Annotated in this window: 20 protein-coding genes and 2 tRNA genes; 5 read left to right on the top strand and 17 right to left on the bottom strand. The window is 71.9% G+C overall.

Annotated elements, in window-relative coordinates:
- Positions 1 to 25 precede the first annotated feature (25 nt).
- Positions 26 to 1,900 carry a translation elongation factor 4 gene (lepA, locus tag ACIP4Y_RS02430; RefSeq protein WP_358642197.1) on the bottom strand — a complete coding sequence of 625 codons (1,875 nt, stop codon included), beginning with the start codon at positions 1,898 to 1,900 and terminating at the stop codon, positions 26 to 28.
- Between the two features lie 225 nt (positions 1,901 to 2,125).
- Here lepA and rpsT point away from each other — a divergent pair, with 225 nt between their 5' ends.
- Positions 2,126 to 2,392, top strand: a complete 267-nt coding sequence (gene rpsT / locus ACIP4Y_RS02425; RefSeq protein WP_358642195.1) for a 30S ribosomal protein S20 — start codon at positions 2,126 to 2,128, stop codon at positions 2,390 to 2,392.
- Between the two features lie 403 nt (positions 2,393 to 2,795).
- Here rpsT and holA read toward each other — a convergent pair whose 3' ends face one another.
- The 8 genes from holA to leuS all read right to left on the bottom strand — a co-directional run bounded on the left by holA (position 2,796) and on the right by leuS (position 14,091).
- On the bottom strand, positions 2,796 to 3,785 hold the full coding sequence (gene holA, locus ACIP4Y_RS02420) for a DNA polymerase III subunit delta (protein ID WP_401386719.1): 990 nt from the start codon (positions 3,783 to 3,785) through the stop codon (positions 2,796 to 2,798).
- A gap of 146 nt (positions 3,786 to 3,931) precedes the next feature.
- Positions 3,932 to 4,177: a hypothetical protein gene (locus ACIP4Y_RS02415; protein ID WP_401386716.1), complete on the bottom strand. Its 246-nt coding sequence runs from the start codon at positions 4,175 to 4,177 to the stop codon at positions 3,932 to 3,934.
- Between the two features lie 283 nt (positions 4,178 to 4,460).
- Positions 4,461 to 5,279: an arylamine N-acetyltransferase gene (locus ACIP4Y_RS02410; protein ID WP_401386713.1), complete on the bottom strand. Its 819-nt coding sequence runs from the start codon at positions 5,277 to 5,279 to the stop codon at positions 4,461 to 4,463.
- Positions 5,276 to 8,125 (bottom strand): ComEC/Rec2 family competence protein, encoded by a 2,850-nt coding sequence (locus ACIP4Y_RS02405; protein ID WP_401386710.1) that lies wholly within the window; start codon positions 8,123 to 8,125, stop codon positions 5,276 to 5,278. Before ACIP4Y_RS02405 ends, ACIP4Y_RS02410 begins: the two co-directional genes overlap by 4 nt.
- The gene (locus tag ACIP4Y_RS02400) at positions 8,122 to 9,261 is read right to left on the bottom strand and encodes a helix-hairpin-helix domain-containing protein (protein ID WP_401386707.1); all 1,140 of its coding nucleotides are present in this window, start codon (positions 9,259 to 9,261) and stop codon (positions 8,122 to 8,124) included. Before ACIP4Y_RS02400 ends, ACIP4Y_RS02405 begins: the two co-directional genes overlap by 4 nt.
- Positions 9,262 to 9,412: 151 nt before the next feature.
- Positions 9,413 to 10,258, bottom strand: a complete 846-nt coding sequence (locus tag ACIP4Y_RS02395; protein WP_401386704.1) for a DegV family protein — start codon at positions 10,256 to 10,258, stop codon at positions 9,413 to 9,415.
- Between the two features lie 72 nt (positions 10,259 to 10,330).
- Positions 10,331 to 11,071 (bottom strand): hypothetical protein, encoded by a 741-nt coding sequence (locus tag ACIP4Y_RS02390; RefSeq protein ID WP_401386701.1) that lies wholly within the window; start codon positions 11,069 to 11,071, stop codon positions 10,331 to 10,333.
- A 137-nt stretch (positions 11,072 to 11,208) separates the two neighbouring features.
- A complete protein-coding gene (leuS, locus tag ACIP4Y_RS02385; protein ID WP_401386698.1) occupies positions 11,209 to 14,091 on the bottom strand; it encodes a leucine--tRNA ligase in 2,883 nt (960 codons plus the stop codon).
- A gap of 418 nt (positions 14,092 to 14,509) precedes the next feature.
- Here leuS and ACIP4Y_RS02380 point away from each other — a divergent pair, with 418 nt between their 5' ends.
- Positions 14,510 to 15,793, top strand: coding sequence for a cytochrome b/b6 domain-containing protein (locus ACIP4Y_RS02380; protein WP_358642178.1), 1,284 nt, complete (start codon positions 14,510 to 14,512; stop codon positions 15,791 to 15,793).
- Complete coding sequence (locus ACIP4Y_RS02375) at positions 15,790 to 17,400, top strand: NADH-ubiquinone oxidoreductase-F iron-sulfur binding region domain-containing protein (RefSeq protein ID WP_401386695.1); 1,611 nt, start codon at positions 15,790 to 15,792, stop codon at positions 17,398 to 17,400. The genes ACIP4Y_RS02380 and ACIP4Y_RS02375 overlap by 4 nt, the downstream gene beginning before the upstream one ends.
- Before the next feature lie 141 nt (positions 17,401 to 17,541).
- Here ACIP4Y_RS02375 and ACIP4Y_RS02370 read toward each other — a convergent pair.
- A tRNA-Ala gene (locus ACIP4Y_RS02370) sits at positions 17,542 to 17,614 on the bottom strand.
- A 116-nt stretch (positions 17,615 to 17,730) separates the two neighbouring features.
- Between ACIP4Y_RS02370 and ACIP4Y_RS02365 the strand changes: the two genes are divergently transcribed.
- Positions 17,731 to 18,933 carry a glycosyltransferase 87 family protein gene (locus ACIP4Y_RS02365; protein WP_401388627.1) on the top strand — a complete coding sequence of 401 codons (1,203 nt, stop codon included), beginning with the start codon at positions 17,731 to 17,733 and terminating at the stop codon, positions 18,931 to 18,933.
- Here the strand turns inward: ACIP4Y_RS02365 and ACIP4Y_RS02360 are convergent.
- The 3 genes from ACIP4Y_RS02360 to ACIP4Y_RS02350 all read right to left on the bottom strand — a co-directional run bounded on the left by ACIP4Y_RS02360 (position 18,923) and on the right by ACIP4Y_RS02350 (position 20,768).
- Positions 18,923 to 19,156 (bottom strand): hypothetical protein, encoded by a 234-nt coding sequence (locus ACIP4Y_RS02360; RefSeq protein WP_030653820.1) that lies wholly within the window; start codon positions 19,154 to 19,156, stop codon positions 18,923 to 18,925. The genes ACIP4Y_RS02365 and ACIP4Y_RS02360 overlap by 11 nt on opposite strands.
- 3 nt (positions 19,157 to 19,159) lie before the next feature.
- Positions 19,160 to 19,333, bottom strand: a complete 174-nt coding sequence (locus ACIP4Y_RS02355; RefSeq protein WP_401386691.1) for a hypothetical protein — start codon at positions 19,331 to 19,333, stop codon at positions 19,160 to 19,162.
- A gap of 70 nt (positions 19,334 to 19,403) precedes the next feature.
- A complete protein-coding gene (locus tag ACIP4Y_RS02350; RefSeq protein WP_401388624.1) occupies positions 19,404 to 20,768 on the bottom strand; it encodes an MFS transporter in 1,365 nt (454 codons plus the stop codon).
- A 295-nt stretch (positions 20,769 to 21,063) separates the two neighbouring features.
- On the opposite strand from ACIP4Y_RS02350, the gene ACIP4Y_RS02345 reads away from it, so the two are divergent.
- Positions 21,064 to 21,909: a helix-turn-helix transcriptional regulator gene (locus tag ACIP4Y_RS02345; protein ID WP_401386688.1), complete on the top strand. Its 846-nt coding sequence runs from the start codon at positions 21,064 to 21,066 to the stop codon at positions 21,907 to 21,909.
- Between the two features lie 77 nt (positions 21,910 to 21,986).
- Here ACIP4Y_RS02345 and ACIP4Y_RS02340 read toward each other — a convergent pair.
- The 4 genes from ACIP4Y_RS02340 to ACIP4Y_RS02325 form a co-directional block, all read right to left on the bottom strand.
- A tRNA-Ala gene (locus ACIP4Y_RS02340) sits at positions 21,987 to 22,059 on the bottom strand.
- 93 nt (positions 22,060 to 22,152) lie between these two features.
- The gene (locus tag ACIP4Y_RS02335) at positions 22,153 to 22,821 is read right to left on the bottom strand and encodes a histidine phosphatase family protein (RefSeq protein WP_401386685.1); all 669 of its coding nucleotides are present in this window, start codon (positions 22,819 to 22,821) and stop codon (positions 22,153 to 22,155) included.
- Positions 22,818 to 23,264 (bottom strand): ribosome silencing factor, encoded by a 447-nt coding sequence (gene rsfS, locus ACIP4Y_RS02330; protein WP_401386682.1) that lies wholly within the window; start codon positions 23,262 to 23,264, stop codon positions 22,818 to 22,820. Before rsfS ends, ACIP4Y_RS02335 begins: the two co-directional genes overlap by 4 nt.
- Positions 23,265 to 23,388: 124 nt before the next feature.
- Complete coding sequence (locus ACIP4Y_RS02325; protein ID WP_401386679.1) at positions 23,389 to 25,104, bottom strand: LCP family protein; 1,716 nt, start codon at positions 25,102 to 25,104, stop codon at positions 23,389 to 23,391.
- Positions 25,105 to 25,111: the final 7 nt, after the last annotated feature.

Raw genomic sequence — 25,111 nt, 5'->3', positions numbered from 1 at the left:
GGGCGTGACCGGTTGTTACCTCCGGTTACTTCTTGCCCTTGGCCGACCCCGCGCCGTCATCGCTGGAGAGGACCGCGATGAAGGCTTCCTGCGGAACCTCCACGGAACCCACCATCTTCATCCGCTTCTTGCCTTCCTTCTGCTTCTCCAGCAGCTTCCGCTTACGGGAGATGTCACCGCCGTAGCACTTGGCGAGGACGTCCTTGCGGATGGCGCGGATGGTCTCGCGGGCGATCACCCGGGAGCCGATGGCGGCCTGCACCGGCACCTCGAAGGCCTGCCGCGGGATCAGCTCCTTGAGCTTGGCGACGAGCCGCACGCCGTACGCGTACGCCTGGTCCTTGTGGGTGATCGCCGAGAACGCGTCCACCTTGTCGCCGTGCAGCAGGATGTCGACCTTGACCAGGGAGCTGGTCTGCTCGCCGGTCGGCTCGTAGTCCAGCGAGGCATAGCCACGGGTCTTGGACTTGAGCTGGTCGAAGAAGTCGAAAACGATCTCCGCGAGCGGCAGCGTGTAGCGGATCTCGACCCGGTCCTCCGACAGGTAGTCCATACCGAGGAGGGTGCCGCGCCGGGTCTGGCACAGCTCCATGATCGAGCCGATGAACTCGGTCGGCGCGAGGATGGTGGCCCGTACGACCGGCTCGTACACCTCGTTGATCTTGCCTTCGGGGAACTCGCTCGGGTTGGTGACGGTGTGCTCGCTGCCGTCCTCCATCACGACCCGGTAGACCACGTTCGGCGCGGTGGCGATCAGGTCGAGGCCGAACTCGCGCTCCAGCCGCTCGCGGATCACATCGAGGTGCAGCAGTCCGAGGAAGCCGACGCGGAAACCGAAGCCGAGGGCGGCGGAGGTCTCCGGCTCGTAGACCAGCGCGGCATCGTTGAGCTGCAGCTTGTCCAGGGCCTCGCGCAGCTCCGGGTAGTCCGAGCCGTCCAGCGGATACAGGCCCGAGAAGACCATCGGCTTCGGGTCCTTGTAACCGCCGAGCGCCTCGGTGGCGCCCTTGTGCTGGCTGGTGACGGTGTCACCGACCTTGGACTGGCGCACGTCCTTCACGCCGGTGATCAGATAGCCCACCTCGCCGACGCCGAGACCGTCGGCGGGCAGCATCTCCGGCGAGTTCGTCCCGATCTCCAGCAGCTCGTGCGTGGCGCCGGTCGACATCATCCTGATGCGCTCGCGCTTGTTGAGCTGGCCGTCGATGACACGGACGTACGTCACGACACCGCGGTAGGAGTCGTACACCGAGTCGAAGATCATCGCGCGGGCGGGCGCGTCGGCGACCCCGACCGGCGCCGGGATCTCCTTGACGACCTTGTTCAGCAGCGCGTCCACGCCGAGACCGGTCTTCGCGGAGACCTTGAGCACGTCCTCCGGGTCACAGCCGACCAGGTTCGCCAGCTCCTCGGCGAACTTCTCCGGCTGGGCGGCCGGCAGGTCGATCTTGTTCAGCACCGGGATGATCGTGAGGTCGTTCTCCATCGCCAGGTAGAGGTTGGCGAGGGTCTGCGCCTCGATGCCCTGGGCTGCGTCGACGAGGAGGATGGTCCCCTCGCAGGCGGCCAGCGACCGCGAGACCTCGTAGGTGAAGTCGACGTGCCCCGGGGTGTCGATCATGTTGAGGATGTGGGTCGTGCCCTGGTCGGGGCCCTCGGTCGGGGCCCAGGGCAGACGCACCGCCTGGGACTTGATCGTGATGCCGCGCTCGCGCTCGATGTCCATCCGGTCGAGGTACTGAGCACGCATCTGCCGCTGCTCGACCACACCGGTCAGCTGGAGCATCCGGTCGGCGAGCGTGGACTTGCCGTGGTCGATGTGCGCGATGATGCAGAAATTGCGGATCAGAGCCGGGGCGGTACGGCTCGGCTCGGGCACATGGTTAGGGGTCGCGGGCACGCAGGGTCCTGTCTCTTGAGGCGCCTTATGCCTCGGGTCGGATCGTTACGTAGTCTCCATGGTCCCACGGGCAGGGACCGGGGGCCGTTTTGGGCCGTCCGGAGGGCCACTGGTACTGTAGATGGCTGTGCCTCATGCCCTCTCAGCGCGAGGCGCGACAGAAAATTTTGGATCACCGGTACGGGACCCGAGCGGCCCCGCACCTGAACCTGAAAAGGCTCCTTCGTGGCGAACATCAAGTCCCAGATCAAGCGGATCAAGACCAACGAGAAGGCTCGGCTGCGCAACAAGGCCGTCAAGTCCTCCCTGAAGACCGCGATCCGCAAGGCCCGCGAGGCCGCTGCCGCGGGTGACGTCGAGAAGGCCGCCGAGCTGCAGCGCGCTGCCGCGCGTGCGCTCGACAAGGCCGTCTCGAAGGGCGTCATCCACAAGAACCAGGCCGCCAACAAGAAGTCGGCGCTTGCTTCCAAGGTCGCGTCCCTCAAGGGCTGAACCTTTCTGATCTGACCGCCGGAAGGACCCAGAGCGGGCCCTCTCTCATCCGCTCCCGTCCGGCACCCACGAGCCTGTTCGCGGCCTGCGTTCGCCACGCGGGAACGGGCTCACCAGCTTGGTCCGAAGGCCCCGGCGCTCTCCCTTCCCCAGGGTGGGCGGCGGGGCCTTCGGCATGGCCGGCTCCGCACGGTGGCTGCGTTTGGTCGAGGCGCTTGCCCTGCCGCTCGGCCGTGAAGCGGTGCACGGCGACCGCGTCAGACATGTCGATGATCGCGTCCAGCCCCTGGCGGACAAGGGCCGCGGGCGGGTGTCGGCCACGGCGGTCGCCGCCTTGTGGTCCGTCGGCGAGGTACGGCCGTCACCTGCGATTCTCCTCGCCGGCGCCCCCGCGGCGAGTGGCTCAGCCCCGGCCTCTGGACCGCGCGGCCCGCGCGATCGTCACGACCGCCTTCTCCAGGGCGTACTCGGGGTCGTCCCCGCCTCCCTTCACTCCCGCGTCGGCCTCGGCGACGGCCATGAGCGCCACCGCGACCCCGTCCGGCGTCCATCCCCGCATCTGCTGCCGCACCCGGTCGATCTTCCACGGCGGCATGCCCAGCTCGCGCGCCAAGTCGGCCGGCCTGCCGCCCCGGGCCGAGGACAGCTTCCCGATCGCCCGCACGCCCTGCGCCAGTGCGCTGGTGATCATCACCGGCGCCACGCCCGTCGCCAGCGACCATCTGAGCGCCTCCAGCGCCTCCGCCGTGCGGCCCTCCACGGCCCGGTCGGCGACCGTGAAGCTGGAGGCCTCGGCCCGGCCTGTGTAGTACCGCCCGACGATCGCCTCGTCGATCGTCCCTTCCACGTCGGCGACGAGCTGCGAGACCGCCGAGGCCAGCTCCCGCAGGTCGCTGCCGATGGCGTCGCAGAGCGCCTGGCACGCCTCGGGTGTGGCCGACCGGCCGAGGGAGCGGAACTCCCCCCGTACGAAGGCCAGCCGGTCCGCCGGCTTGGTCATCTTCGGGCAGGCCACCTCCCGCGCCCCCGCCTTGCGCGCGGCGTCCAGCAGCCCCTTGCCCTTGGCGCCGCCGGCGTGCAGCAGCACGAGCGTGATCTCCTCGGCGGGCGAAGCGAGGTACCCCTTCACGTCCTTGACCGTGTCGGCGGACAGGTCCTGCGCGTTGCGTACGACCACGACCTTGCGCTCCGCGAAGAGCGACGGGCTGGTCAGCTCGGCAAGGGTGCCGGGCTGCAGCTGGTCCGGGGTCAGGTCACGTACGTCCGTGTCGGCGTCGGCGGCCTTGGCGGCGGCCACCACCTCCCGCACGGCACGGTCGAGCAGGAGGTCCTCCTGGCCCACGGCGAGGGTCACCGGGGCGAGAGGGTCGTCATTCGCAGTCTTCCTGGCCATCGCTTACAGCATCCCACGCGGCACTGACATCGAAGCGGTCCCGGCACCCTGACCGGTCGCGGAGCGGACCCCGAGTCAGGTTCGGGGGCACGGATGCGGGCTAGGGGCCACGGATACGGGCTCAGGGCCACGGGCACAGGCTCCGGTCACGGCTCCTCGCGCCAGCCGTCCCACTCCCCCGCGAACGCGTCCAGCTCGGCGGGGTCCAGCCGATCGCCCTCGTCCCGCAGGACCAGGAGCCACTGGGCGTCCTCGGCGTCGTCCTCACCGGCCAGCGCGTCCCGGACGAGCCGGGGCTCCTCGTCGATCCCGAACCGCTCCCCGAGCGCCTCGGCCGCCTCCTCGGCGGCATCGCGGTCGGGCAGCACCAGCACATGTCTCACATCACTCACGGGCCCATTCTCCGGCACCCGGAACACGGCGAAGGGCCAGGTCAGCCGTGGGGAACGCGCGCAGGTCAGCCTTCGGGCAGGAGTCTGCGGACGGACTGTGCCGGTCAGGCCGTCGGCACGTCCCGGTGCAGCTCGGTGCGCGCCCGGCAGTGGGACGGTGCGGGTCACGCCGTGCAGCGACAGCGCGCCGGCTGCGGTACGGGACCATCCCACCGGTCACACCCGGCGGCCCACGGCACAGCCGACCGCCAACTCGGCAGGTCGCGCCCGGGCCTGGGCCGAATCAGCCGTCCAGGTCAGGGTTTCGCACAGTCGGCACACAGCTCAGCTCGATCCCGAAGTGCTCTCGGTACACGGTCAGCACCTCCTCGTCCTCCTCCAGCTCGCGGATCTCCTGGGTGCCGTCCACGGCGGTCGTCTTCAGCTTGCGCCCGCTGAGCGTGATCCTCCCGCCGTCCTCGGTGAGCCGTGAACAGACCAGGGACCGGGTGAAGTGCGACGTCGGCGAGGTGCTGTGCCACCAGGCGCCGGCCGCGAAGTCCCCGAGTACCCGGGGGCGGGCCTCCAGCCGGTACTGCGGCTTGCCGTCCCACAGGACGTCCAGGTCCGCGCCGCGCACCCCGGCCGCGTCCGGCCCGGCCTCCACCACCTGGAACCTGCCACCGGGGTCGTCCTGCTCCCCGCCTTCCGCACAGGCCAGCGGGTAGTGGCTGTGCGCCCCGAACCCGACGTCGGCGAGCCAGGTGTCCCCCTCCACCGTCCGCACCCGCAGCGCGAGATGGTCGTAGGGGATCCCGAGCCGCCCCTCGTCGCCGTACACGCGTCCTGCGAGCAGCTCCACCTCGTAGCCGAGGGCGGCGAGCAACGTCCCGAACGCTCCGTTCAGTTCGTAGCAGAAGCCGCCCCGCCGACCTTCTGTCACCTTGGTCAGGAGCCGCTGCTCCTCCAGCGTGATCTCCTCTCCGAGGTGGACCGACAGGTTCTCGAAGGGGACGGCTCGCAGATGGCTCAGGTGCAGGGCGCGCAGCGCCTCACTGGTGGGCTGCCGGGGTCGCTCGCTCCCGAGCCGGCGGAGGTAGGCATCGATCTGTGCTGACGTCATGGGCCCAGTCTGGGCCAGTCCCGTCTCATCACTCTCCAGTCCGCTCTCGTCACCCGTATCCGGCCCTCGGTCCCTCCGGTTCCGGTGACCGCGAGGGCGCCGTCGCGGTCGGTGCTCAGGACCGTCGCGCCGCCCGCCCGCAGCGCGGCCATGGTCGCCGGTGCCGGGTGGCCATAAGGGTTGCCGGCACCTGCGGAGACGAGCGCCATCCGGGGTGCCGCGAGGTGTATCAGCTCCGGGTCCTGATAGGCCGAGCCGTGGTGCGCCACCTTCAGGACGTCCACTCCGGCCAGGTCGGCCGCCGCCGGTGACCGCAACAGCGCCTGCTGCGCCGGGGGTTCCAGGTCCCCGAGCAGCAGCAGCCGCAGCCCGCCGGTGCGCACGAGCAGCGCGACGCTGGCGTCGTTCGGACCCTCCGGCTCGTACAGGGCACCCGGCCGGCCCGGCGGCACCGTCGCCCCGGAGGGCAGCCGTGTGCTCCGCGGCGGGGCGCTTGGCGGCTGGGTGCTCTGCTGCGGGGGCCACAGGACGCGCCAGGTGAGGGGTCCGGCGCGCCGTTCCTCGCCCGCGACGGCCGTCGTGACCGGGATGTTCCGTTCGGCTGCCTCCCTGTGGACGAACTGTGCCTGGTCCGCCGGTTCCGCGAACCCCGTCGTCTCGATCGCGGCCACCGAGCGGCCCCGCAGGACGCCGGGCAGGCCCGCCACATGGTCGGCGTGGAAGTGGGTGAGGACGAGGAGAGGGACACGGGTGATGCCCAGCCGGCGCAGGCAGTGGTCGACCAGCGCCGGATCGGGTCCGGCGTCCACGACCACCCCGGCGCCGTCGCCCGCCGCCAGCACGGTCGCGTCGCCCTGCCCGACGTCGCACATCGCGAACCGCCAGCCCGGTGGCGGCCAGCCCGTGATCACCCGGGTCAGCGGCGCCGGCCGCGTCACCAGCAGCACGACCAGCACGCCGAGCAGCCCGCACCACGCCGGGTGCCGCAGCAGTCTCCGGCCGGCCAGGACGACGGCCACGGTGACCGCCGCGAGTGCCAGCGCCCCCGGCCAGCTCCCCGGCCAGTCCACTCCCGCGCCGGGCAGCGCCGCCCCGGCCCGGGCCACCCCGGCGATCCACCCGGTGGGCCAACTCGCGCACCAGGCGAGCGCCCTGGCCGCCGGCATCGCCACCGGCGCCGTCGCGAGCGCCGCGAACCCCAGCACCGTCGCCGGTGCCACCGCCACCTCGGCCAGCAGGTTGCACGGCACCGCCACCAGGCTCACCCGGGCCGACAGCACCGCCACGACCGGCGCGCACACCGCCTGTGCGGCCGCAGCCGCCGCCAGGGCCTCGGCGAGCCGCGGGGGCACCCGGCGCCGCCGCAACGCCTCGCTCCAGCCTGGCGCGATCACCAGCAGCGCGCCGGTGGCCAGCACGGACAGCAGGAAGCCGTAACTGCGGGCCAGCCACGGGTCGTACAGCACCAGCAGCAGGACAGCCGTGGCCAGTGCCGGGATCAGGGATCTACGGCGCCCGGTGGCCAGGGCGAGCAGCGCCACGGCGCCGCAGGCGGCGGCCCGCAGCACGCTGGGGTCGGGCCGGCAGACGACCACGAAGCCCAGTGTCAGCGCTCCCGCGAGCAGCGCCGTCGCCCGTAGGGAGAGCCCCAGGCGTGGGGCCAGGCCACGGCGCTCGACCCGTTGGGCCAGTCCGGGCGGCCCGATGAGCAGCGCGAGCAGAACGGTGAGGTTGCTGCCGGAGACGGCGAGCATGTGCGCCAGGTCCGTCTCCTCGAAGGCGTGGTCCAGCTCGGGCGTGATCCGCGAGGTGTCCCCGACGACCAGCCCGGGTAGCAGCGCCCGCGCGTCGCCGGGCAGGTCTTCGGCCGCTTCCCGCAGGCCCGCTCTGAGCCGCCCCGCCAGCCGTTGCGGGCCGCTCGGTCCCGCCACGATCCGTGGCTCCGGCCGGCCGCGCACCCGCAGCACGGCCGCGGTCCGGTCGCCGCCCGTCAGCGCAGGCGCCAGCCGACCGGCCACCCGCAGCCGTGTGGACGGCAGCAGCCCGAGCCAGGCGGCCCGCCTCCCGGCCGACGGGCCCTGTCCGGCGGGGACCGGCGAGCCTCCTGACGTCCGGCTCCCCGTCCCCTCCTTTTGCGGTGCCGGGACGTCAGGGTCGACGATCACCAGTACGGGTGTCCGGGTCCGCACCTGCCTTCCGTGAGCCTCCTCGATGCTCCGCAGCTCGGCCCGGACCAGCACCGCCACGGGCGCCGCGCGATCGCCGCGCACGTGGGGCCTGCTCAGCCAGGGATCGCCGCTCACCTCGACCTCGGCGGTCACGGTCGCGAACCGCCGGGCCAGCTCGGGCACCGGCCCACGCCGCACGTCGGCCCCGTGCAGCCCGGCGGAGGCGGCTGCGGCGGCGACGCAGAGCAGCACCGCGGCGACGGCCGGCCGCGCCCAGCGGAACCGGCCGCGTGCCCACCCGGCCCGCTCCGCCTCTCCGCCTCCCCCAGCCCGTCGGGCGGTCACCACGGCTCCGGCCGGCGCCGGCCCAGCGCCAACCGCCCCTTGGCGAGGGGTGCCCGATCCGGGTTCCGACCGGTCCAGCCGCCCAGCCCGCACCCCCTGTCCGCCCCGCCGCGGCCGCCTCACCGACAGCAGCAGGACCCCGCTGATCAGGCAGACCACGGCGGTCGCGGTGGTCCAGGCCGCGGGTGTGTCCAGGGTCAGGGCCGCCGTGGCCCAGGCCGCGAGCGCGGGTGGCACCAGACGCAGGTCCAGGGGACCGTCCCGGCCGGTGTGCGCGGTCCCGCCCTGCCCGGGTCGGGAGCGCGGGTCGGCCTCGTCGAGCGCGCGGCTCATGGCCGTACCAGTTCGCGCAGATCGGTGAACCGGCGGTCGCCGATGCCGTTCACCTCGCGCAGTTCGTCCACCGAGCGGAAACCGCCGTACTGGGTGCGGTAGTCGATGATGTGCTGGGCCAGTACCGGGCCCACTCCGGGCAGGGTGTCGAGCTGGTCCACAGTGGCCGTGTTGAGGGAGACCGGGGCTGTCGGGCCGGTGCCGGTGGTTCCGGAGAGCGGCCCGGCTGCCGGGTCGGGCGGAGGGGCGGCCCCGGCGGGGGTGCCGACGACGATCTGTTCGCCGTCGATGAGAAAGCGGGCCCGGTTGAGTCCTTCCGTGCTCACGCCCGGCCGGACCCCGCCCGCCGCCCGCAGCGCGTCGGCCACCCGGGCCCCGGCCGGCAGCCGTCGGATCCCCGGTTTGCGGACCTTGCCGCTGACGTCCACGACGATCTCCGCGCCTGGTGTCGCCGACGTGCTCACAGCCGCTCCGGCCTTCGCTCCCTCGTCCTTCCTGGTGAACGGCGCCTGAGCGTGCACCACCTGAGGGGCGCTCACCGACTGGGGCCGGCCGGCCCAGAAGTGCTGCACGGCGAAGACGGCGGCGGCCACGAGGACCACGGCGAGCGCCACGACTCCGCGCCGTTCCACTCCGTACCGTGCCTGCAGCCACACCGGCATCCGCTCGCGCAGCGCCAGCCCGGCCCGCTCCCGCCAGTCCGGGCCCGCGGGTGCCTCCGGCTCCGGCGCAGGCTCCGACAGCCGCGCCGGACCGGCCGGTTCAGGCTCCGTGGGGCTGCCCGGCTCCGGCGGACTCACGGTCGCTGTCCCACTCGGGGGCACGCCCGGCAGCATCGTGGTCACCGTCCCCCTCGTGCTCAGCCCCGGTTCCGGACCCGTCACCGTTGCCGTCGGTGTGCTCGCCGGCCTCTCCTGGTTCGGCGGTGCGTTCCCCGACTCCCGCCACTGCACGGCACGTTCGCCGAAGAGGAGCTCCGCGCGGCGGCGCAGTTCCTCCGCCGGTGCGGGCGGGCGGTGGCGGGCGCGGCGAGGGTGGACGGGGTTGCGGCGGTGGCGGAGGCGGCCGTCGGAGGCGATGCCACGGCCGGGGCCGCTGGTCGGAGTTGCCGTGCGTGAGCGAGATCGAAGTGCCATGCGACGAGGATGGAGCTTCTCGTCACATCGCGGTGATCTTGGTGGATTTCCGTGGATGCCCGACTGGTTGTGGAAAACTCCACCACCCGGACGAGTGAAGCCGGTAGGCCCCGGGAGCAAATGGCAAGGCCGGTCTGGGGATTAGCGGGTGTCAGCGAGGCGAGACGACCGCGCCCAGCAGCCCGGGTCCGGTGTGTGCCCCGATCACCGCTCCGACCTCGCTGACATGCAGGTCGGCCAGGCCCGGGACGCGGACCCGCAGCCGGTCGGCGAGTGCGGCGGCGCGGTCGGGGGCGGCGAGGTGGTGGACGGCGATGTCGACCTCGGCGCTGCCCGCCCGCTCGGCGGCCAGTTCCTCCAGGCGCGCGATCGCCCTGGACGCCGTACGGACCTTTTCCAGCAGCTCGATCCGGCCGCCCTCCAGCTGGAGCAGCGGCTTGACGGCGAGCGCGGAACCCAGCAGCGCCTGCGCGGCTCCGATGCGGCCCCCGCGGCGCAGATAGTCGAGGGTGTCGACGTAGAAGTAGGCGGACGTGCCCGCCGCCCGTTTCTCCGCAGCCGTGACGGCCTCGTCCATCGTGCCGCCCGCCTCCGCGGTCTCGGCCGCGGAGAGCGCGCAGAAGCCGAGCGCCATCGCGACCATCCCGGTGTCCACGACCCGCACGGGCACCGGTGCCTCGCGCGCCGCGAGGACGGCGGCGTCGTAGGTGCCGGACAACTCGGCGGACAGGTGCAGGGAGACGATGCCGCTCGCGCCGGACTCGGCGACCCTGCGGTAGGTCTCCGCGAACACCTGCGGGCTGGGGCGGGAGGTGGTCACGGAGCGCCGCTTCTGCAGTGCCTGGGCCAGGGAGCGGGTGGAGATCTCGGTGCCCTCTTCGAGGGCTTGATCGCCGAGGACCACGGTCAGCGGGACCGCGGTGATGCCATGGCGTTCCATCGTCCGGGGCGGCAGGTAGGCCGTTGAATCGGTGACGATCGCGACATGGCGGGACATGAGCTGGAGGTTACCTGGCGTAGTGCTCGCGTGGCAGCCCGGCCCCTGAGCCATGGTCCTGGAACGGCCCGGTCATGTAGTGCTCTCGGGGCGGGGCTTCTTCTGCCACGGGGACGTGGGGCGCCAGGACGGCGGGGCGATCGCGTCCGGAGCGGGCTGCGCCGCGTGGGAGCCGGCAGCCGTGGGCCGGGTCTGCCCGGTGGCCGGGCGGTCGGCCGCGGCGGGGGCGGGCTCGTCGGGCCACTGCGGGGACGCCTGGCCGGGCTCGGTCCGCGTCCAGTGGCGCAGGGCGCCCGCCTCGATGTCGATCTGGGCGCTGAGGGTGCCCAGATCGTCGTCGGCGAAGCGGCGGGCCCGGTCGTGGACGGCCCAGCGCAGGGAGTCCGCGGATGAGGTGATCCGCTCGGTGCGGCTGCGCAGTTCGGGCAGGCGTTCGGCGAGCGTGGCCCGGTCCGGCTCGGACTCCAGGCGCTTGAGGTCGGCGTCCAGTTCGTGTCCGTGCGCGCTCAGCCGCTCGAAGAGCCCGAGGGTCTCCTTCAGCGACTCGTCCTCGGCCGCGCCCGCGTGCAGCGCGTCCCGCGTGGCGCGCATGGAGGTGCGCAGTGCGAGCCGCAGCTGGGCGATCTCGCCGGCGGGCCCGATCTGGGCGAAGGACTTGGCGCGCAGGGTGTGGTCCTCGACCGTGCGGCGGGCCTGCGCGATGGTCCGGTCCACGCCGCGCTTGGCGGCGCCGACGGCCTTGACCGCGGCGTACGCGCCGAGGCCGACGAAGAGCAGGAAGAGCAGGGCGAACACGGCCAACACTACGTCCATGACGCTCCTCCTCCAGCTGGTACGGCACGAGCCGCTGTGCTCTCCACGGTAAACGCTGCGGGCAGGCCCGGAGTTCCGGAAGAACCCCGAACCTGCCCGTAGGGGACTACCCCGAGCCGGCGGAAAGCACCCGGTTCTTACGCGGGAACGATGTTGACCAGCTTCGGCGCCCGCACGATCACCTTGCGGATGCCGGCGCCGCCCAGCGCCGCGACGACCTTCTCGTCGGCCAGCGCGACCTTCTCCAGCTCCTCCTCGGAGATGGCCGGCGGCACCTCCAGCCGGGCCTTGACCTTGCCCTTGATCTGCACGACACAGGTCACGGTCTCGTCCACGACGTAGGCCGGGTCGGCGACCGGGAAGTCCCGGTGGACGACCGAGTCGGTGTGGCCCAGCTTGCGCCACAGCTCCTCGGCGATGTGCGGGGCCAGCGGGGCGACCATCAGCACCAGCGGCTCGGCCACGGACCGCGGCACCGCGCCGCCGGCCTTGGTCAGGTGGTTGTTCAGCTCGGTGACCTTGGCGATGGCGGTGTTGAAGCGCAGGCCCTCCAGGTCCTGGCGCACGCCGTCGATGGCCTTGTGCAGGGCGCGCAGGGTCTCCTCGTCGGGCTCGGCGTCGGTCACGGTGACCTCGCCGGTGGCCTCGTCGACGATGTTGCGCCACAGCCGCTGCAGCAGCCGGAACTGGCCGACCACCGCGCGCGTGTCCCACGGGCGGGAGACGTCCAGCGGGCCCATGGCCATCTCGTACAGGCGCAGCGTGTCGGCGCCGTACTCGGCGGCGATCTCGTCCGGAGTCACCGCGTTCTTCAGGGACTTGCCCATCTTGCCCAGCAGTCGGGAGACCTGCTCGCCCTGGTAGTAGTAGGCGCCGTCGCGCTCCTCCACCTCGGCGGCCGGCACCGCGATGCCACGGCTGTCGCGGTAGACGTAGGCCTGGATCATGCCCTGGTTGAACAGCTTGTGGAACGGCTCCGCGGAGGAGACGTGCCCCAGGTCGTACAGGACCTTGGACCAGAAGCGCGCGTACAGCAGGTGCAGCACGGCGTGCTCGGCACCGCCGACGTACAGGTCGACACCGCCGTGCGGCCGGCCCTCGCGCGGGCCCATCCAGTACTGCTCGATCTCCGGGTCGACCAGCTTCTGGTCGTTGTGCGGGTCCAGGTACCGGAACTCGTACCAGCAGGAACCGGCCCAGTTGGGCATGGTGTTGGTCTCGCGGCGGTACTTCTTGGGGCCGTCGCCCAGGTCCAGGGTGACGTTGACCCATTCCTCGTTGCGCGACAGCGGCGTCTCGGGCTGGGTGTCGGCGTCGTCCGGGTCGAAGGTGCGCGGGCTGTAGTCCTCGACCTCGGGCAGCTCCAGCGGCAGCATCGACTCGGGCAGCGCGTGGGCGATGCCGTCCTCGTCGTAGACGATCGGGAAGGGCTCGCCCCAGTAGCGCTGGCGGCTGAACAGCCAGTCGCGCAGCCGGAAGTTGACCGTGCCCTCGCCGATGCCCTTGTGCTCCAGCCACTCGGTGATGCGCGCCTTGGCGTCGGCCACGCCCAGGCCGTTCAGCTTGACGTCGTCGCTGTCGGAGTTGACGATCTTCGCGTCGTAGGAGACGAAGGCGTCGTCCCAGGTGGCCGGGTCGGTGCCGCGGCCGTCGGTCGGCTCGACCACGCAACGGATCGGCAGCTCGAAGGCGCGCGCGAAGGCGAAGTCGCGGGAGTCGTGACCCGGGACGGCCATGATCGCGCCGGTGCCGTAGCCCATCAGCACGTAGTCGGCGATGAAGACCGGGATCTGCTCACCGTTGACCGGGTTGGTCGCGAAGGCGCCGGTGAAGACGCCGGTCTTGTCCTTGGCCTCGGCCTGGCGCTCGACATCGGACTTCGAGGCGGCCTGCGCGCGGTAGGCGGCGACGGCCTCGGCCGGAGTGGCGTGGCCGCCGGTCCACACCTGGTGCGTGCCCTCGGGCCACGCCTCGGGGGTGAACTTGTCGACCAGCGGGTGCTCGGGCGCCAGCACCATGTAGGTCGCGCCGAACAGGGTGTCGGGGCGGGTGGTGAAGACCGTGATGCGCTCGCCGTCGATCGGGAAGTCGACGCGGGCGCCCTCGCTGCGGCCGATCCAGTTGCGCTGCTGCAGCTTGATGGCCTCGGGCCAGTCCAGCTCCTCCAGGTCCTCCAGCAGCCGGTCGGCGTAGGCGGTGATGCGCATGTTCCACTGGCGCAGCTTGGCCTTGAAGACCGGGAAGTTCCCGCGCTCGGAACGGCCGTCGGCGGTGACCTCCTCGTTGGCCAGCACGGTGCCCAGGCCCGGGCACCAGTTGACGGGCGCGTCGGAGGCGTAGGCCAGGCGGTACTCGCCCAGGATGTCGGCGCGCTCGGCGGCGGTCAGCTCGTTCCACGCGCGCGTGGAGCCCGGAATCGCGCGCTCACCGGACTCGAACCGGGCGATCAGCTCGGAGATCGGGCGGGCCTTGCGCGCCTCCTCGTCGTACCAGGAGTTGAAGATCTGCAGGAAGATCCACTGGGTCCACTTGTAGTACTCCGGGTCGATCGTGGCGAACGACCGGCGCTTGTCGTGGCCCAGGCCCAGCCGGCGCAGCTGGGCCTTCATGTTCTCGATGTTGGCCTCGGTGGACACGCGCGGGTGCGTGCCGGTCTGCACGGCGTACTGCTCGGCGGGCAGGCCGAAGGCGTCGAAGCCCAGGGTGTGCAGGACGTTGTGGCCGGTCATGCGCTGGAACCGGGCGTAGACGTCGGTGGCGATGTAGCCCAGCGGGTGGCCGACGTGCAGGCCCGCGCCCGAGGGATAGGGGAACATGTCCATGATGAACTTCTTGGGCTTGGCGACCAGCTCGGGGTCGCCCTCCAGGTCACCCTTGGGGTTCGGCGCCGCGTAGGTGCCGTCGGCGTCCCAGAAGTCCTGCCAGCGTGCCTCGATCTCGGCTGCCATGGCGGCCGTGTAGCGGTGCGGCGCGGCCTCCGCCGACGTGGCGGCGGTGGCAGCGGGGTTCGTCTCGCTCATGATCCTCAAAGCTCCATCGATCGTCTCTGCCTGCGGCTGCGACATCCAAAGAAACGAAAAAACCCCTCACACAGGAGGGGACGCCGCGCCGATGCCGACCTCACGGCTGGACCGGGGTCGGTACTGATCAGCGCGGCCCGCTAAGCAGAAGGCGTACGGCACGCATGGCGCTAGGGTACCGCAGCCCTTGAGCAAGCGGCGACGCGCTTCCGTATCCCTGATGGACATGTCACGAAGCCCGCCCGGAACTGAACAAAGGTCAGCAACTACTTCGCGTACCGTCCCCTATGGGACACCGCCCCCCGTCGCATTGTCCGTTGATAACAACGCAATAACTCAAACCCCGTACTGATCGGTATGGCTCCACTTAGAGTGCGGCAGCGGGACCGCTTTCCCGAAACTGCTCGGAGTTGCCCCCATGAACCCTCGTCGTAGTACCAGCTCGCTCCCCAAACCCGGCCGCTCGGCCTACGGGGTGGCGTCCGCTGTCATCCTGCTGCTCATACCCGTGGCCGTGCTGGTCGGAGGCAGCCAGTTCCGCGACTTCCTGAACTTCGGCGCGGGCGTGCTGTCCCTCGTCTCGCTCAGCTGCTCGGTGATCTGGGGCCTGTTCGCACAGGACCGGATCTTCCTGAACACGCGGCAGCGGATCATCGGCCAGGCGGTGCACCGGACGACCGCGGTCGCCTCGATCGCGTTCCTGTTGCTGCACATCACCACCAAGATCGCGCTCGGTCACACCGGGCTGATCGCCGCGATCATTCCGTTCTCGCTCGGCGTCTCCGGCATCGCCGGCCTGATCGGGCTGGGCTCGCTCGCTGGGCTGCTGATGATCTTCGTCGGCATCACCGGCGCCCTGCGCAGCAATTTCGCCACCCCGGCCCCGGTCGCCGCCCGCTGGCGGGCCATGCACATGCTGGCCTACCCGGCCTGGTGCGCCGCGCTGATCCACGGACTCTACGCGGGTCGCTCTGCCAAGCCGATCTTCGTGATCCTCTACAGCCTGTCCCTGCTCGGCGTGATGGGCGCCCTCGCGCTGCGCGCCGCGCCGCGCCCGGTCAAGCGCAGGGTCGCCGACCGCCTGGTGGCCCTGTTCGGCAGCTCGGAGCGGCCCGGACTGGACGATCTGGACGCGAGCCGCTCCCGGATGGCCGAGTCGGCGCTGCCCGGCTTCGAGAGCCGGCGGGAGCCGCGGCAGGCTCCGGCGGACACGGGGGCCGCCCCGCTCTACCAGACCCCGGCCGCCCCGGCCGCCGAGCCCGCCTACGGCTTCGCGGCGGCCTACCGCGCGGTCTCCACGCCGGGCCGCCCGCAGCAGCCCTTCACGGCCGACCAGACCGCCCGCATGGATCTGCCCATGGACCTGCGGGCCACCGAGGCCATCCCGCGCGTGGACGGCCCCTCCAGCACCTCGGGCAGCTGGCCGATCCCGTCCCCGCCGCCGGTCGGCGAGGCCCCGCCGTCCGCGTACGACCCCCTCCAGGACACCGGATACACCATCCCGGTCTACGGCAATCCGGGCGCCGCCGGATACGGCGGAAGTGACGTGTACGACACCGGTGAGACAAACGGCCTCTACGGCACGTACAACCCGAGTGACACGTTCAACAGCGGTCCCGCCACCGAAACGCTGCCCGGCTCCTCCTACGAGGCACCGGGTTCGGGCGAACCTTGGAACACGCCTTCCGGAGGCTTTAAGTGAACGAGGCCCTGCCCGACGTCCCCGAAGTCCGCGTGGTCGGACTTCCCCAGCTCACGTCGGGCTTCGACCTTGTGGAGCGGCTCGATCTGCCCATGCACCTGAAGGTGCACGGGCCGCTCGACCCGTTGGGCGGCGAACAGCTCGCCCAGCTCGCCGAACGCATCAACCTCAGGGGCCGCGGCGGCGCCGGCTTCCCCTTCCACAAGAAGCTGCGCTCGGTCGCCGAGTCGGCGATCAAGCGCGGGGTGCGGCCGGTCGTCGTGGTCAACGGCAGCGAGGACGAACCCGCCTGCCGCAAGGACACGGTGCTGATCAACCGTGCCCCGCACCTCATCCTGGACGGCGCGCTGCTGTGTGCCGAGGCGCTCGGCGCGCGCACCCTCGTCATCGGCGTCACCCGGGAGTCCACCCAGCGCTCCATGGAGGCCGCGCTCGCCGAGCGAGGCCTGAGCAACAGCCGTAGGTCGGCGCTGCGCGCGTGGGTGCAGCGCAATCCGGTGCGCATGGTCACCGGCGCCGCCGCCTCGCTGATCCGCTCCGTCGACGGCGGCCCGGCCATCCCGCCCGGCCGCAAGATCAGCGCCTCGCAGAGCGGTGTCGGCGGCGCGCCCACGCTGCTGTCGAACGCCGAGACGTTCGCGCAGCTGGCCATCGCCGCCCGCATCGGCCCGGAGCGCTACGGCAACACCGGCCTGTACGACGAACCGGGCACCGTGATGCTCACCGTGTCCGGAGCGGTCGCCCGCCCGATGGTGATCGAGGTACCCACGGGTGTGCCGCTGCGCTACGTGCTGCAGCTGGCGGGCGCCCCGCCGGTGCCGCAGGGCGTGCTGACCGGCGGCTACCACGGCAAGTGGATCGACGCGGCGACCGTCAACGAGGCGATCGTCTCCCGCAACTCGCTGGACGCGGTGGGCGGTTCGCTGGGCGCGGGCGCGATCCTGCCGATCAGCCAGGAGACGTGCCCGCTCGGCGAGTCGCTGCGGGTCGCGCAGTGGCTGGCCGAGGAGAGCGCCGGCCAGTGCGGGCCCTGCTACCTCGGCCTGCCCGCCGCCGCGCGCGGCTTGGAGGACATCCTCAACGGCGGCGGACCGGCCGCCCTGGAGGCGCTGAAGCAGGTCGCGAAGAACGTGAAGCGGCGCGGGGCGTGTTCACACCCGGACGGCTCGGCGATGTTCCTGGAGTCGACCATCAAGGCGTTCACCGACGACCTGGCCGCGCACGTGCTCGGGAACGGCTGCGGACGGCCTGTGGAGGGCGTTCTGCCGCTCTTCGAGGGGGGCAGGGCCCCCACGGGCGTCCCGGGCGGCGGAGAGCCCGAGGAGAGCGGCGCCAGCCGCCAGAAGATCTACGTCGACTGGACGCTGTGCCGGGGCCACGGGCTGTGCGCGGACATCCTGCCGGAGGTGTTCGAACTCGGCGCCGACGGCTTCCCGACCGTCGCCCAGGCGCAGGTGCCGCGGTACGCGGAGGCGAAGGCCCTGCGCGCGGTGCGCCGCTGCCCGGCGCTCGCCCTGCGCCTGGAGGAGGACACGCGCGGGCAGGCACCGTCGCGCAACCTGCCGGTCCTCTCCCAGGGCCGCGGCCGGCGGGCCCTGGGCCGCTGAAGGCACGGGAACGGCGGGTCACCCGGTTCGGGTGACCCGCCGTTCCGCTCACGCGCGCATGTCAGGCGTTTCTTCGGCGTCCCGTGTCCCGCAACACGCCGAAGGCGGACCATCCGTGGGATGATCCGCCTTCGATCTCTGTGGAGCTAAGGAGAATTGAACTCCTGACCTCCTGCATGCCATGCAGGCGCTCTACCAACTGAGCTATAGCCCCTTGTTGTCTCCCCGGGTTCCCCCGGCGACGACGTAAACATTACAGGGCCTCCTGGGCAGCACCAAATCGGTTTTCCCTCTGCACCGATTAGGGCGCTAATGTCGGCTTTCGTGCCCATGATCGCGTTCCCCGCCGCCTGCCGCCGGATGCCGGTCGCCCTGGGGGCGTGCCTGCTGTCGTTCACGGCGTTCTGGGCCGCTCAGCGGGCCGCGCACGTGTCGATGGTCGACCTGATGGTCTACCGGGCGGAGGGGGCCGCCGTGCGCGCCGGCGGCGACCTGTACGCGCTGCGCGCGACCGCCGCGCACCTGCCCACCACCTACCCGCCGTTCGCCGCCCTGCTGTTCACCCCGCTGCCCCTGCTGGACAGCGCCCTCCTGCGCGCGCTGGCGACGGCCGGGAACCTTGCGCTGCTGGTCGGGTTCGTACGGCTGTCGCTGAGACTCGTCGGCCACGCGCGCGGGCAGACCGCCTGGTGGGTCGCGGCGTCGGCCGTGTGGTGCGAGCCGGTGTGGACGACCGTGCGCTACGGCCAGATCAACCTGCTGCTGGCCGTTCTGGTGCTGTGGGACCTGACCCGCCGCCCCGCCGGCGGGTACGACCGCTGGACGGGAGTCGGCCTCGGGCTGGCCGCGGCGGTCAAGCTGACGCCCGCGATGTTCCCGGTGTTGCTGCTCGCCACGGGCCTCACCGCCCGCCTGAGAAGCGGGCACGGCGAGCCGTGGCTGCGCCACGCGCGCGGGGCGGCCGTCGCGTTCGCGGGGGCGACGCTGCTGGCGGCGGCCGTGCTGCCGTACGACTCGTGGCGGTTCTGGACGGACATGGTGTTCCGCGCGGACCGGGCCGGTTACGCCGAGGAGACCGCCAACCAGGCCCTGCGCGGCGCTCTGGCCCGCTTTCTGCACACGCCCGACCCGGGAGCCCTCTGGGCGGTCTCCGCGGCCGTGGTGGCCGTCCTGGGGCTCGCCGTGGCCGTGCGGGCGGAGTTGCGGGGGCGGCGGGCCTGGTCGGTGTGCGCGTGCGCGGTCACCGCCCTGCTGATCAGCCCGGTGTCGTGGACCCACCACTGGGTGTGGTGCGTGCCGCTGGTGCTGCTGCTGTGGACGCGCGCGCACCGGGCGGCGGCCGTGGGCACCCTGCTGGTCTTCTGCTCGTACGCCCCGTGGTGGGTGCCGCACGGCCCTGATCGGCCCGAACTGCACCTCACCGGAGCGGCATTGGCGCTCTCGGCCGTCTACGGAGGGGCCGGTGCGCTCTTCCTCGCGCTGGCCCGGACATCGTTGCCGAGGACCGACGGCGAGGTCCGCGTCACGCCGTGACGAACTGGTAGAACCTCTTGAGCGTGCAGTGCTCCTCCAGGAGGCGGCCGTAGATCGGCTCGCCCTCCAGCTCCCGGTACGTCTCGATCGGGTCGCCTTTTATGATCAGCGCCCGCGCGCACTCCTCGCACCAGTACTGGTAATCGGGATTGATCGGCTCCATGTCACGGACGATCGGTGTACCGCTCCCGCACCAGTCGCACTTTCGCCTGTGTGCACCCATCGATCAGCTCCAGCTGTGGCCGCAGGCCGTGCACACGTAGGAGATTCCGCCGTTGTCGCCGAGGACTTGCGCCACGTGCGCGGAACCGCAGGAAGGGCAGCTGAGCCGGGTGGTCGTACCCCGTGTCAACGCCGCACCGAGGAGGTGGCCGACCTCCTCGAGGATGCTCGCAGGCATCGCTTACTCCCTCCCGTCGGGCCGCGCCCCCTTCCGGCCGTTTGATTCTGCCACGGCCGGACCAATACGGTCAGCGACGCCTCACTACCAGTCCGGACACAGCACCCATCGCAGCGGTTCCGGCCAGCGCCCAGGCGCTTACCGAGAACGCCTCCGCGGACGTATACGCGTGCAGGACGCCGAACGACTCAAGCCGGTTCAGGAACAGTGTGCCGAAGGCCGCCACGCCGATCAGCTGACCGAGTTGCGCGACCGTCGCCAGCAGGCCGCTGGCGTCCGCCGCGTCCTCGGGCCGTACGGTCGCCAGGGCGCCGGTGAGCGTCGGGCTGAAGGCCAGCGCCAGCCCGGCACCCGTGCCCGCGTACCCCGCGTACAGAACCGCTCCCCCGTCGCCGCCGTCGTGGAAGGCCAGCCCGACGACGGCGACCGACACCGCGGTGAGCGCGAATCCGGCCGGTGCGAGCGCCCGCTGCCAGGCGGCCGGCCACCTGCGCCAGGTGAGGCTGACGGCGCCGAAGACGGCCGCGGTCGGCGCGAAGCTCAGCCCGGCCCGCAGGGCGCTGTAGCCGAGGCCGCCCTGGACGTGCAGGGTCAGCGCGAAGAGGAAGCCGGCGTTGACCGACATCACGGAGAGGATCCGGAAGACGGCCCGGCCGATGCCGGGCTGCCGCAGCACGCGGGGCGTGATGAGCGGGGCGCCACCACGCCGGGCCAGCCGGGACTCGTAGCCGCAGAACAGGGCGAACAGCACCGCGGCCGCCGCCAGCGACAGCCAGGACCACAGCGGCCAGTCCTCCTCCTGGCCGAGCACCAGCGGCACGGTCAGCAGCGACACGGCGGCGCCGAGCAGCACCAGTCCGGGCAGGTCGAGCGCCCGGGCCCGCTCCCGGCCGCCCGCACCGCCCAGCGGCAGGACCCGCCGGCCCAGTACGAGCAGCAGGGCGCCGACCGGCACGTTGACCAGGAAGACCGGTCGCCAGCCGGTGCCGAACAGGTCGGCGCTGACCAGCACACCACCGGCCACCTGTCCGGCCGCCGCGCCGACGGCCAGCACCGCCGAGTAGGCGCCGAGCGCCCGCACCCGGGCCTCTCCGGTGAAGGTGCGCTGGATGAGGCTGAGCACCTGCGGGATCATCAGCGCCGAGCCCGCGCCCTGCACCAGCCGGAACACGATCAGCTCGGTCGAGCCCTGCGCCAGCCCGCAGGCGAGCGAGGCCGCGGTGAACAGGGCCAGCCCGGCCAGGTGGACCCGGCCGTGGCCCAGCCGGTCGCCGAGCCGGGCACCGGTGATCAGCAGCACGGAGTAGGTGATGGTGTAGCCGGCGATCACCAGTTGCAGGTCGGCGCCCGAGGCGTGCAGGTCGGAACCGATCGTGGGTGCCGCGACGTTCACGATGAAGACGTCGAGCGCCGCCATGAACAGGGCGGCGAGCAGCACACCGAGCAGCAGCCGGGGTCGATTGTCAGTGGCGGGTGCTTCACTGCCCGTGACGGATGGTTCGGCTCGTTCGACGGTCGAGGCGTCACTGTCAGTGGCGGATGGTTCACTGATCGCAGGGTGAGGAACGGGCTCGGTGCCCGGACCGGTCCGGGATGTCGTCGTCATGGCGTCGAGCGTGACGACGCACCGGTACCGGTGCCGAGTGCCCGCCGATGCTGGTACTGCCAGCACCTGGCAGGGGCCGGTCCGGGTGCCGACGATGAGTACGGGGACGACGGGGGCGTGACGAATGGGGACGAGGACACAGCGGCGCAGGCCGGAGCTGGCCGCCTTTCTGCGCACGAGGCGGGCACGGGTCACACCGGCCGACGTGGGGATGCCGCCGGGCTTTCGGCGGCGCACGCCGGGCCTGCGCCGGGAGGAGGTGGCGCAGCTCTCGGGGGTGGGTGTGACCTGGTACACGTGGCTGGAGCAGGGTCGGCCGATCAACGCCTCGGCGCAGGTGCTGGACGCGGTCGCGCGCACGCTGCGGCTGGACCCGCCCGAGCGGGAGCATCTGTACCGGCTGGCGGAGGTGCCGTTCCAGCCGGATCCCGAGGGCCTGATCCGGCAGATCAGCCCCGAGGTGCAGGGCATCATCGACGCCCTCGACCCGATGCTGGCGGTGGTCTACAACTCGCGGTACGACGTCCTGGCCACCAACGCGGCCTACCGGGACCTGTTCCTGGTGCCCGAGACCCTCGGGATCGGCGTGCCGAACGTGCTGTGGACGCTCCTCACGCTGCCGGAGGGGACCTGCCCGCTGGTGCACCGGGAGACGGAGCTGCCGCTGATGGTGGCGACCCTGCGGTCGTCCTACGGCAGACACGTGGGCGAGCCGGCCTGGGAGGAGTACATACGCGGGCTGTCCGCGGCGAGCCCCTGGTTCGCGGAGCTGTGGGCGAGCGGTGAGGTGGCGCCTCCGGGACCGCGGGTGAAGACGTTCCGGCACGCGGCGGTGGGCGAGATGCGGATGACCTCGCAGTCGCTGTCCATCGACGGGATGCCCGAGTGCCGGATCGTGGTCTACAGGCCGGAGGACGAGGACGCGCGGGCGAAGATCGCGCTGCTGCGGGAGCGCAGAGAGCGGCTGTGAACGCAGAAAATCCCGCCCCCCTGCGGGGGCGGGATCCTCATCACCGATCCTTGACAACTCAACAGAGTGTCGACCAGTGGAGCTAAGGAGAATTGAACTCCTGACCTCCTGCATGCCATGCAGGCGCTCTACCAACTGAGCTATAGCCCCTTGCGTTCTTCCCGCTCGGCGGGGCGAACAAGAAGAACTTTAGCCTGTGACCTGCCGGAAAGTGAAATCCGGGGTCGGGGGGCCGCGGGACGGTCAGTCGTCGTCGCCGAGGACGGGCTCCGGGAGGGTGCCCGCGTTGTGCTCCAGCAGGCGCCAGCCGCGGGCGCCCTCGCCGAGCACGGACCAGCAGCAGTTGGAGAGGCCGCCGAGGCTCTCCCAGTGCCGGGCTTCCAGGCCGAGGAGGCGGCCGATGGTGGTGCGGATGGTGCCGCCATGACTGACGACGACGAGCGTGCCGTCGTCAGGCAGCTTCTCGACGTGCCGCAGCACGACGGGGGCGGCGCGGTCGGCGACCTCGGTCTCCAGTTCGCCGCCGCCGCGGCGGACCGCCTCGCCGCGCTTCCAGGCGGCGTACTCCTCGCCGAAGCGGGCGATGATCTCCTCGTGCGTCAGCCCCTGCCAGACGCCCGCGTAGGTCTCCCGCAGGCCCTCGTCGCGGGTGACGTCGAGCCCGGTGAGGGCGGCCAGCTCGGCAGCCGTGTGCGCGGCCCGCTGGAGGTCCGAGGAGATGATCGCGTCGGGCTGCAGGGAGGCGAGCAGCCGCGCGGCGCGGCGGGCCTGGCCCAGGCCCGTCTCGGTCAGCTCGACGTCCGTGGTGCCCTGAAAGCGGCGCTCCACGTTCCACGAGGTCTGGCCGTGCCGCCAGAGGATGATGCGGCGGCCCCGGCCCTTGCGGTCGGTCACCTCGCCGGTGGTGCTCATCCCCACTCCCCGCCCGGCTCCTGATCGGCCTCGGCGGCCTGCGCCCTGGCGTGCTCCTCGGCCTTGCCGCGGGTGGCCTTGGCGTCGGCGGGCAGCTCGAGCTCGGGGCAGTCCTTCCACAGCCGCTCCAGGGCGTAGAAGACCCGCTCCTCGCTGTGCTGGACGTGCACGACGATGTCGACGTAGTCGAGCAGGATCCAGCGGGACTCGCGGTCGCCCTCGCGGCGGACCGGCTTGGCGCCGAGTTCCTTCTGCAGGCGCTCCTCGATCTCGTCGACGATGGCCTTGACCTGGCGGTCGTTCGGCGCGGAGGCCAGCAGGAAGGCGTCCGTGATCGACAGCACGTCGCTCACGTCGTAGGCGATGACGTCGTGGGCGAGCTTGTCGGCCGCTGCCTGGGCGGCGGTGTTGATGAGCTCAAGGGAACGGTTGGTGGCGGTCACTACGTGGCTTTCCGTCGGCGGGCTTTTGACATCAAGGGTCTCACGGACCGCCCGGCGCACCCCACGTGATTACGGCAGGCACGTGGGGTGCCCCCGGCCGCGCTCCCGCAGGAGGCGGCCCGGGTCAGGAGGACGGCTCGTAGTCGCGGCCGAGGATCACCGAGACGTCGGCACCGGAGGACACGCTGCCCTTGGTCACGGAGCCGGCGGGCAGGCCGAGGGTCTTGGCGACCTCGGTGGCGTTCGCCTTGTCGGCGGTGTCCGCGTAGAGCACCTTCGAGGTGGCCTCGGAGCCGGAGGCGCTGCCGCCCTCCAGGAAGGTGAAGCCGCCGTTGAGAAGCACGACGCGGGCCTTCTCGGTGTCGTCCTTCACCCCGGTGGCGTTCTGCACGGAGACGCGGACCGCGGAGCCGGCGGCGGGGCTCTTGGCGGTGCCGCCGAGGATGTCCTTCACCACGCTGCCGCTGGTCTGCGCGCTGAGCGTGCCGTCGGTCTGCACGGGCAGCAGGGCGGTCTTGTAGTCGCCGCTCTTGGCGAGGTCGGCGAGCTTGGCGAGGAAGGCTCCGAGGTCCTTGTCGGTCAGCGGCGGGTCGAGGATCTGCGCCAAGGTCTGCACGGTGGTGGTGGCGGACGACGGGTCGGAGGACAGCTTGCGCAGCACGCCCTGCATGACCTGGCCGAACCGCTCCAGCTGGGCGTTCTGGGACTCGCCGGCGGCGCGGTAGGTGGCGTAGGCGACGGCCATCTTGCCGCTGAGGGTCTGGTGCCGGCCCTTGTGGACGAGCGGCGAGGCGCCCTTCTTCTTGGCGTCCGGGTCGGGCACGTCCGTGTTGGTGTCGATCTCGATGTTGCCGACGAGTTCGACGAGGTTCTGCAGGTAGGGCGTGTCGAGGCGCCAGGTGCCCTGGATGCTGGTGCCGAGGACCGTGTCGAGCTGGTCGCGGGTGCCGGAGGTGCCGTCGTCGTCCACGGACTTGGCGAGGGTCGTGGTGGAGCCGTCGTCGTCGGTCAGCGCGAGGGAGTTGGGCAGCAGGACCGTGGTGCCCTGCTTGGTGGTGGTGTTGTCGACCAGCAGCGCCGTGGAGGTTCCGCCCTTGGCGGTGTTGTGCAGGTGGACGACGAGCACGTCGCGTTTCTGGGCGGCGACGGGTGTGGCGCTGCCGGCCTTGCCGTCGGAGGAGGACAGGCCGGGCAGTTTTCCGGCGAACCAGAGGTAGCCGACACCGCCGACCGCGACGAGGGCCATCACGACGACAAGGGCGATGATCCGGCTGCGGGCGCGGCGGCGGGCCTCCTCGCGGCGCTCGGTGCGGTTCTCGGTGAACTTCAGCCAGTCGATGACGTCCTCGGAGTCGCCGTCCGGCTCCTCGACGAAGGCGAACTGCTCGGTGCGGTAGTCCGGTCCGTCCGACGCCGGCTCGGTGTCCTGTTGGGTCCGCGTGTCCTCGGGCGGGCCGGCCTGCTGCGGGATGTAGGCGGTCTGCTCGGCGACCCGGGGCTGCTGTCCGCTGCTCGCCGCCTGCCCGTAGGGGTCGTAGCCCGTGGCGTCCTGGGTGCCGGTGGCATACGGGTCGTACGGGGCCTGCGAACCGTACGGGTCGTAGGCGGGCTGTTGCTGGCCGGAGCCGTAGGAGGGGGCCGGCTGCTGCCGGCCGGTGGCGTAGGGGTCGTAGCCGTAGCCCTGCTGCTGGGCGTACGGGTCGTAGGTGGCCTGCTGGGCCTGGGGAGCCTGCTGTGCCGGAACCTGCCGGTACACGGGCCGCCCGTACTCGTCGTAGCCGACGACTTCGTACGGGCCGGCGCCGTAGCCTGCGTCACCCGCGTCGTATCGGTCGTTCACCGGTGCC

This window comes from Streptomyces sp. NPDC088810 (assembly GCF_044750305.1).
GTDB lineage: Bacteria > Actinomycetota > Actinomycetes > Streptomycetales > Streptomycetaceae > Streptomyces.
Note: the sequence above shows the minus strand (reverse complement) of the source record. Positions and strands in the feature narration are given on the sequence as shown.

What these genes read in the sequence shown, in the direction of transcription:
- ACIP4Y_RS02380 (WP_358642178.1), top strand. Translation starts at nt 14,510, where the DNA reads ATGAACCCTCGTCGTAGTACCAGCTCGCTCCCCAAACCCGGCCGCTCG.
- ACIP4Y_RS02365 (WP_401388627.1), top strand. Translation starts at nt 17,731, where the DNA reads ATGATCGCGTTCCCCGCCGCCTGCCGCCGGATGCCGGTCGCCCTGGGG.
- ACIP4Y_RS02395 (WP_401386704.1), bottom strand. Translation starts at nt 10,258, where the DNA reads ATGTCCCGCCATGTCGCGATCGTCACCGATTCAACGGCCTACCTGCCG.
- ACIP4Y_RS02390 (WP_401386701.1), bottom strand. Translation starts at nt 11,071, where the DNA reads ATGGACGTAGTGTTGGCCGTGTTCGCCCTGCTCTTCCTGCTCTTCGTC.
- ACIP4Y_RS02405 (WP_401386710.1), bottom strand. Translation starts at nt 8,125, where the DNA reads ATGAGCCGCGCGCTCGACGAGGCCGACCCGCGCTCCCGACCCGGGCAG.
- leuS (WP_401386698.1), bottom strand. Translation starts at nt 14,091, where the DNA reads ATGAGCGAGACGAACCCCGCTGCCACCGCCGCCACGTCGGCGGAGGCC.
- ACIP4Y_RS02355 (WP_401386691.1), bottom strand. Translation starts at nt 19,333, where the DNA reads ATGCCTGCGAGCATCCTCGAGGAGGTCGGCCACCTCCTCGGTGCGGCG.
- ACIP4Y_RS02410 (WP_401386713.1), bottom strand. Translation starts at nt 5,279, where the DNA reads ATGACGTCAGCACAGATCGATGCCTACCTCCGCCGGCTCGGGAGCGAG.
- ACIP4Y_RS02360 (WP_030653820.1), bottom strand. Translation starts at nt 19,156, where the DNA reads ATGGGTGCACACAGGCGAAAGTGCGACTGGTGCGGGAGCGGTACACCG.
- ACIP4Y_RS02335 (WP_401386685.1), bottom strand. Translation starts at nt 22,821, where the DNA reads ATGAGCACCACCGGCGAGGTGACCGACCGCAAGGGCCGGGGCCGCCGC.
- ACIP4Y_RS02400 (WP_401386707.1), bottom strand. Translation starts at nt 9,261, where the DNA reads ATGGCACTTCGATCTCGCTCACGCACGGCAACTCCGACCAGCGGCCCC.
- holA (WP_401386719.1), bottom strand. Translation starts at nt 3,785, where the DNA reads ATGGCCAGGAAGACTGCGAATGACGACCCTCTCGCCCCGGTGACCCTC.
- ACIP4Y_RS02345 (WP_401386688.1), top strand. Translation starts at nt 21,064, where the DNA reads ATGGGGACGAGGACACAGCGGCGCAGGCCGGAGCTGGCCGCCTTTCTG.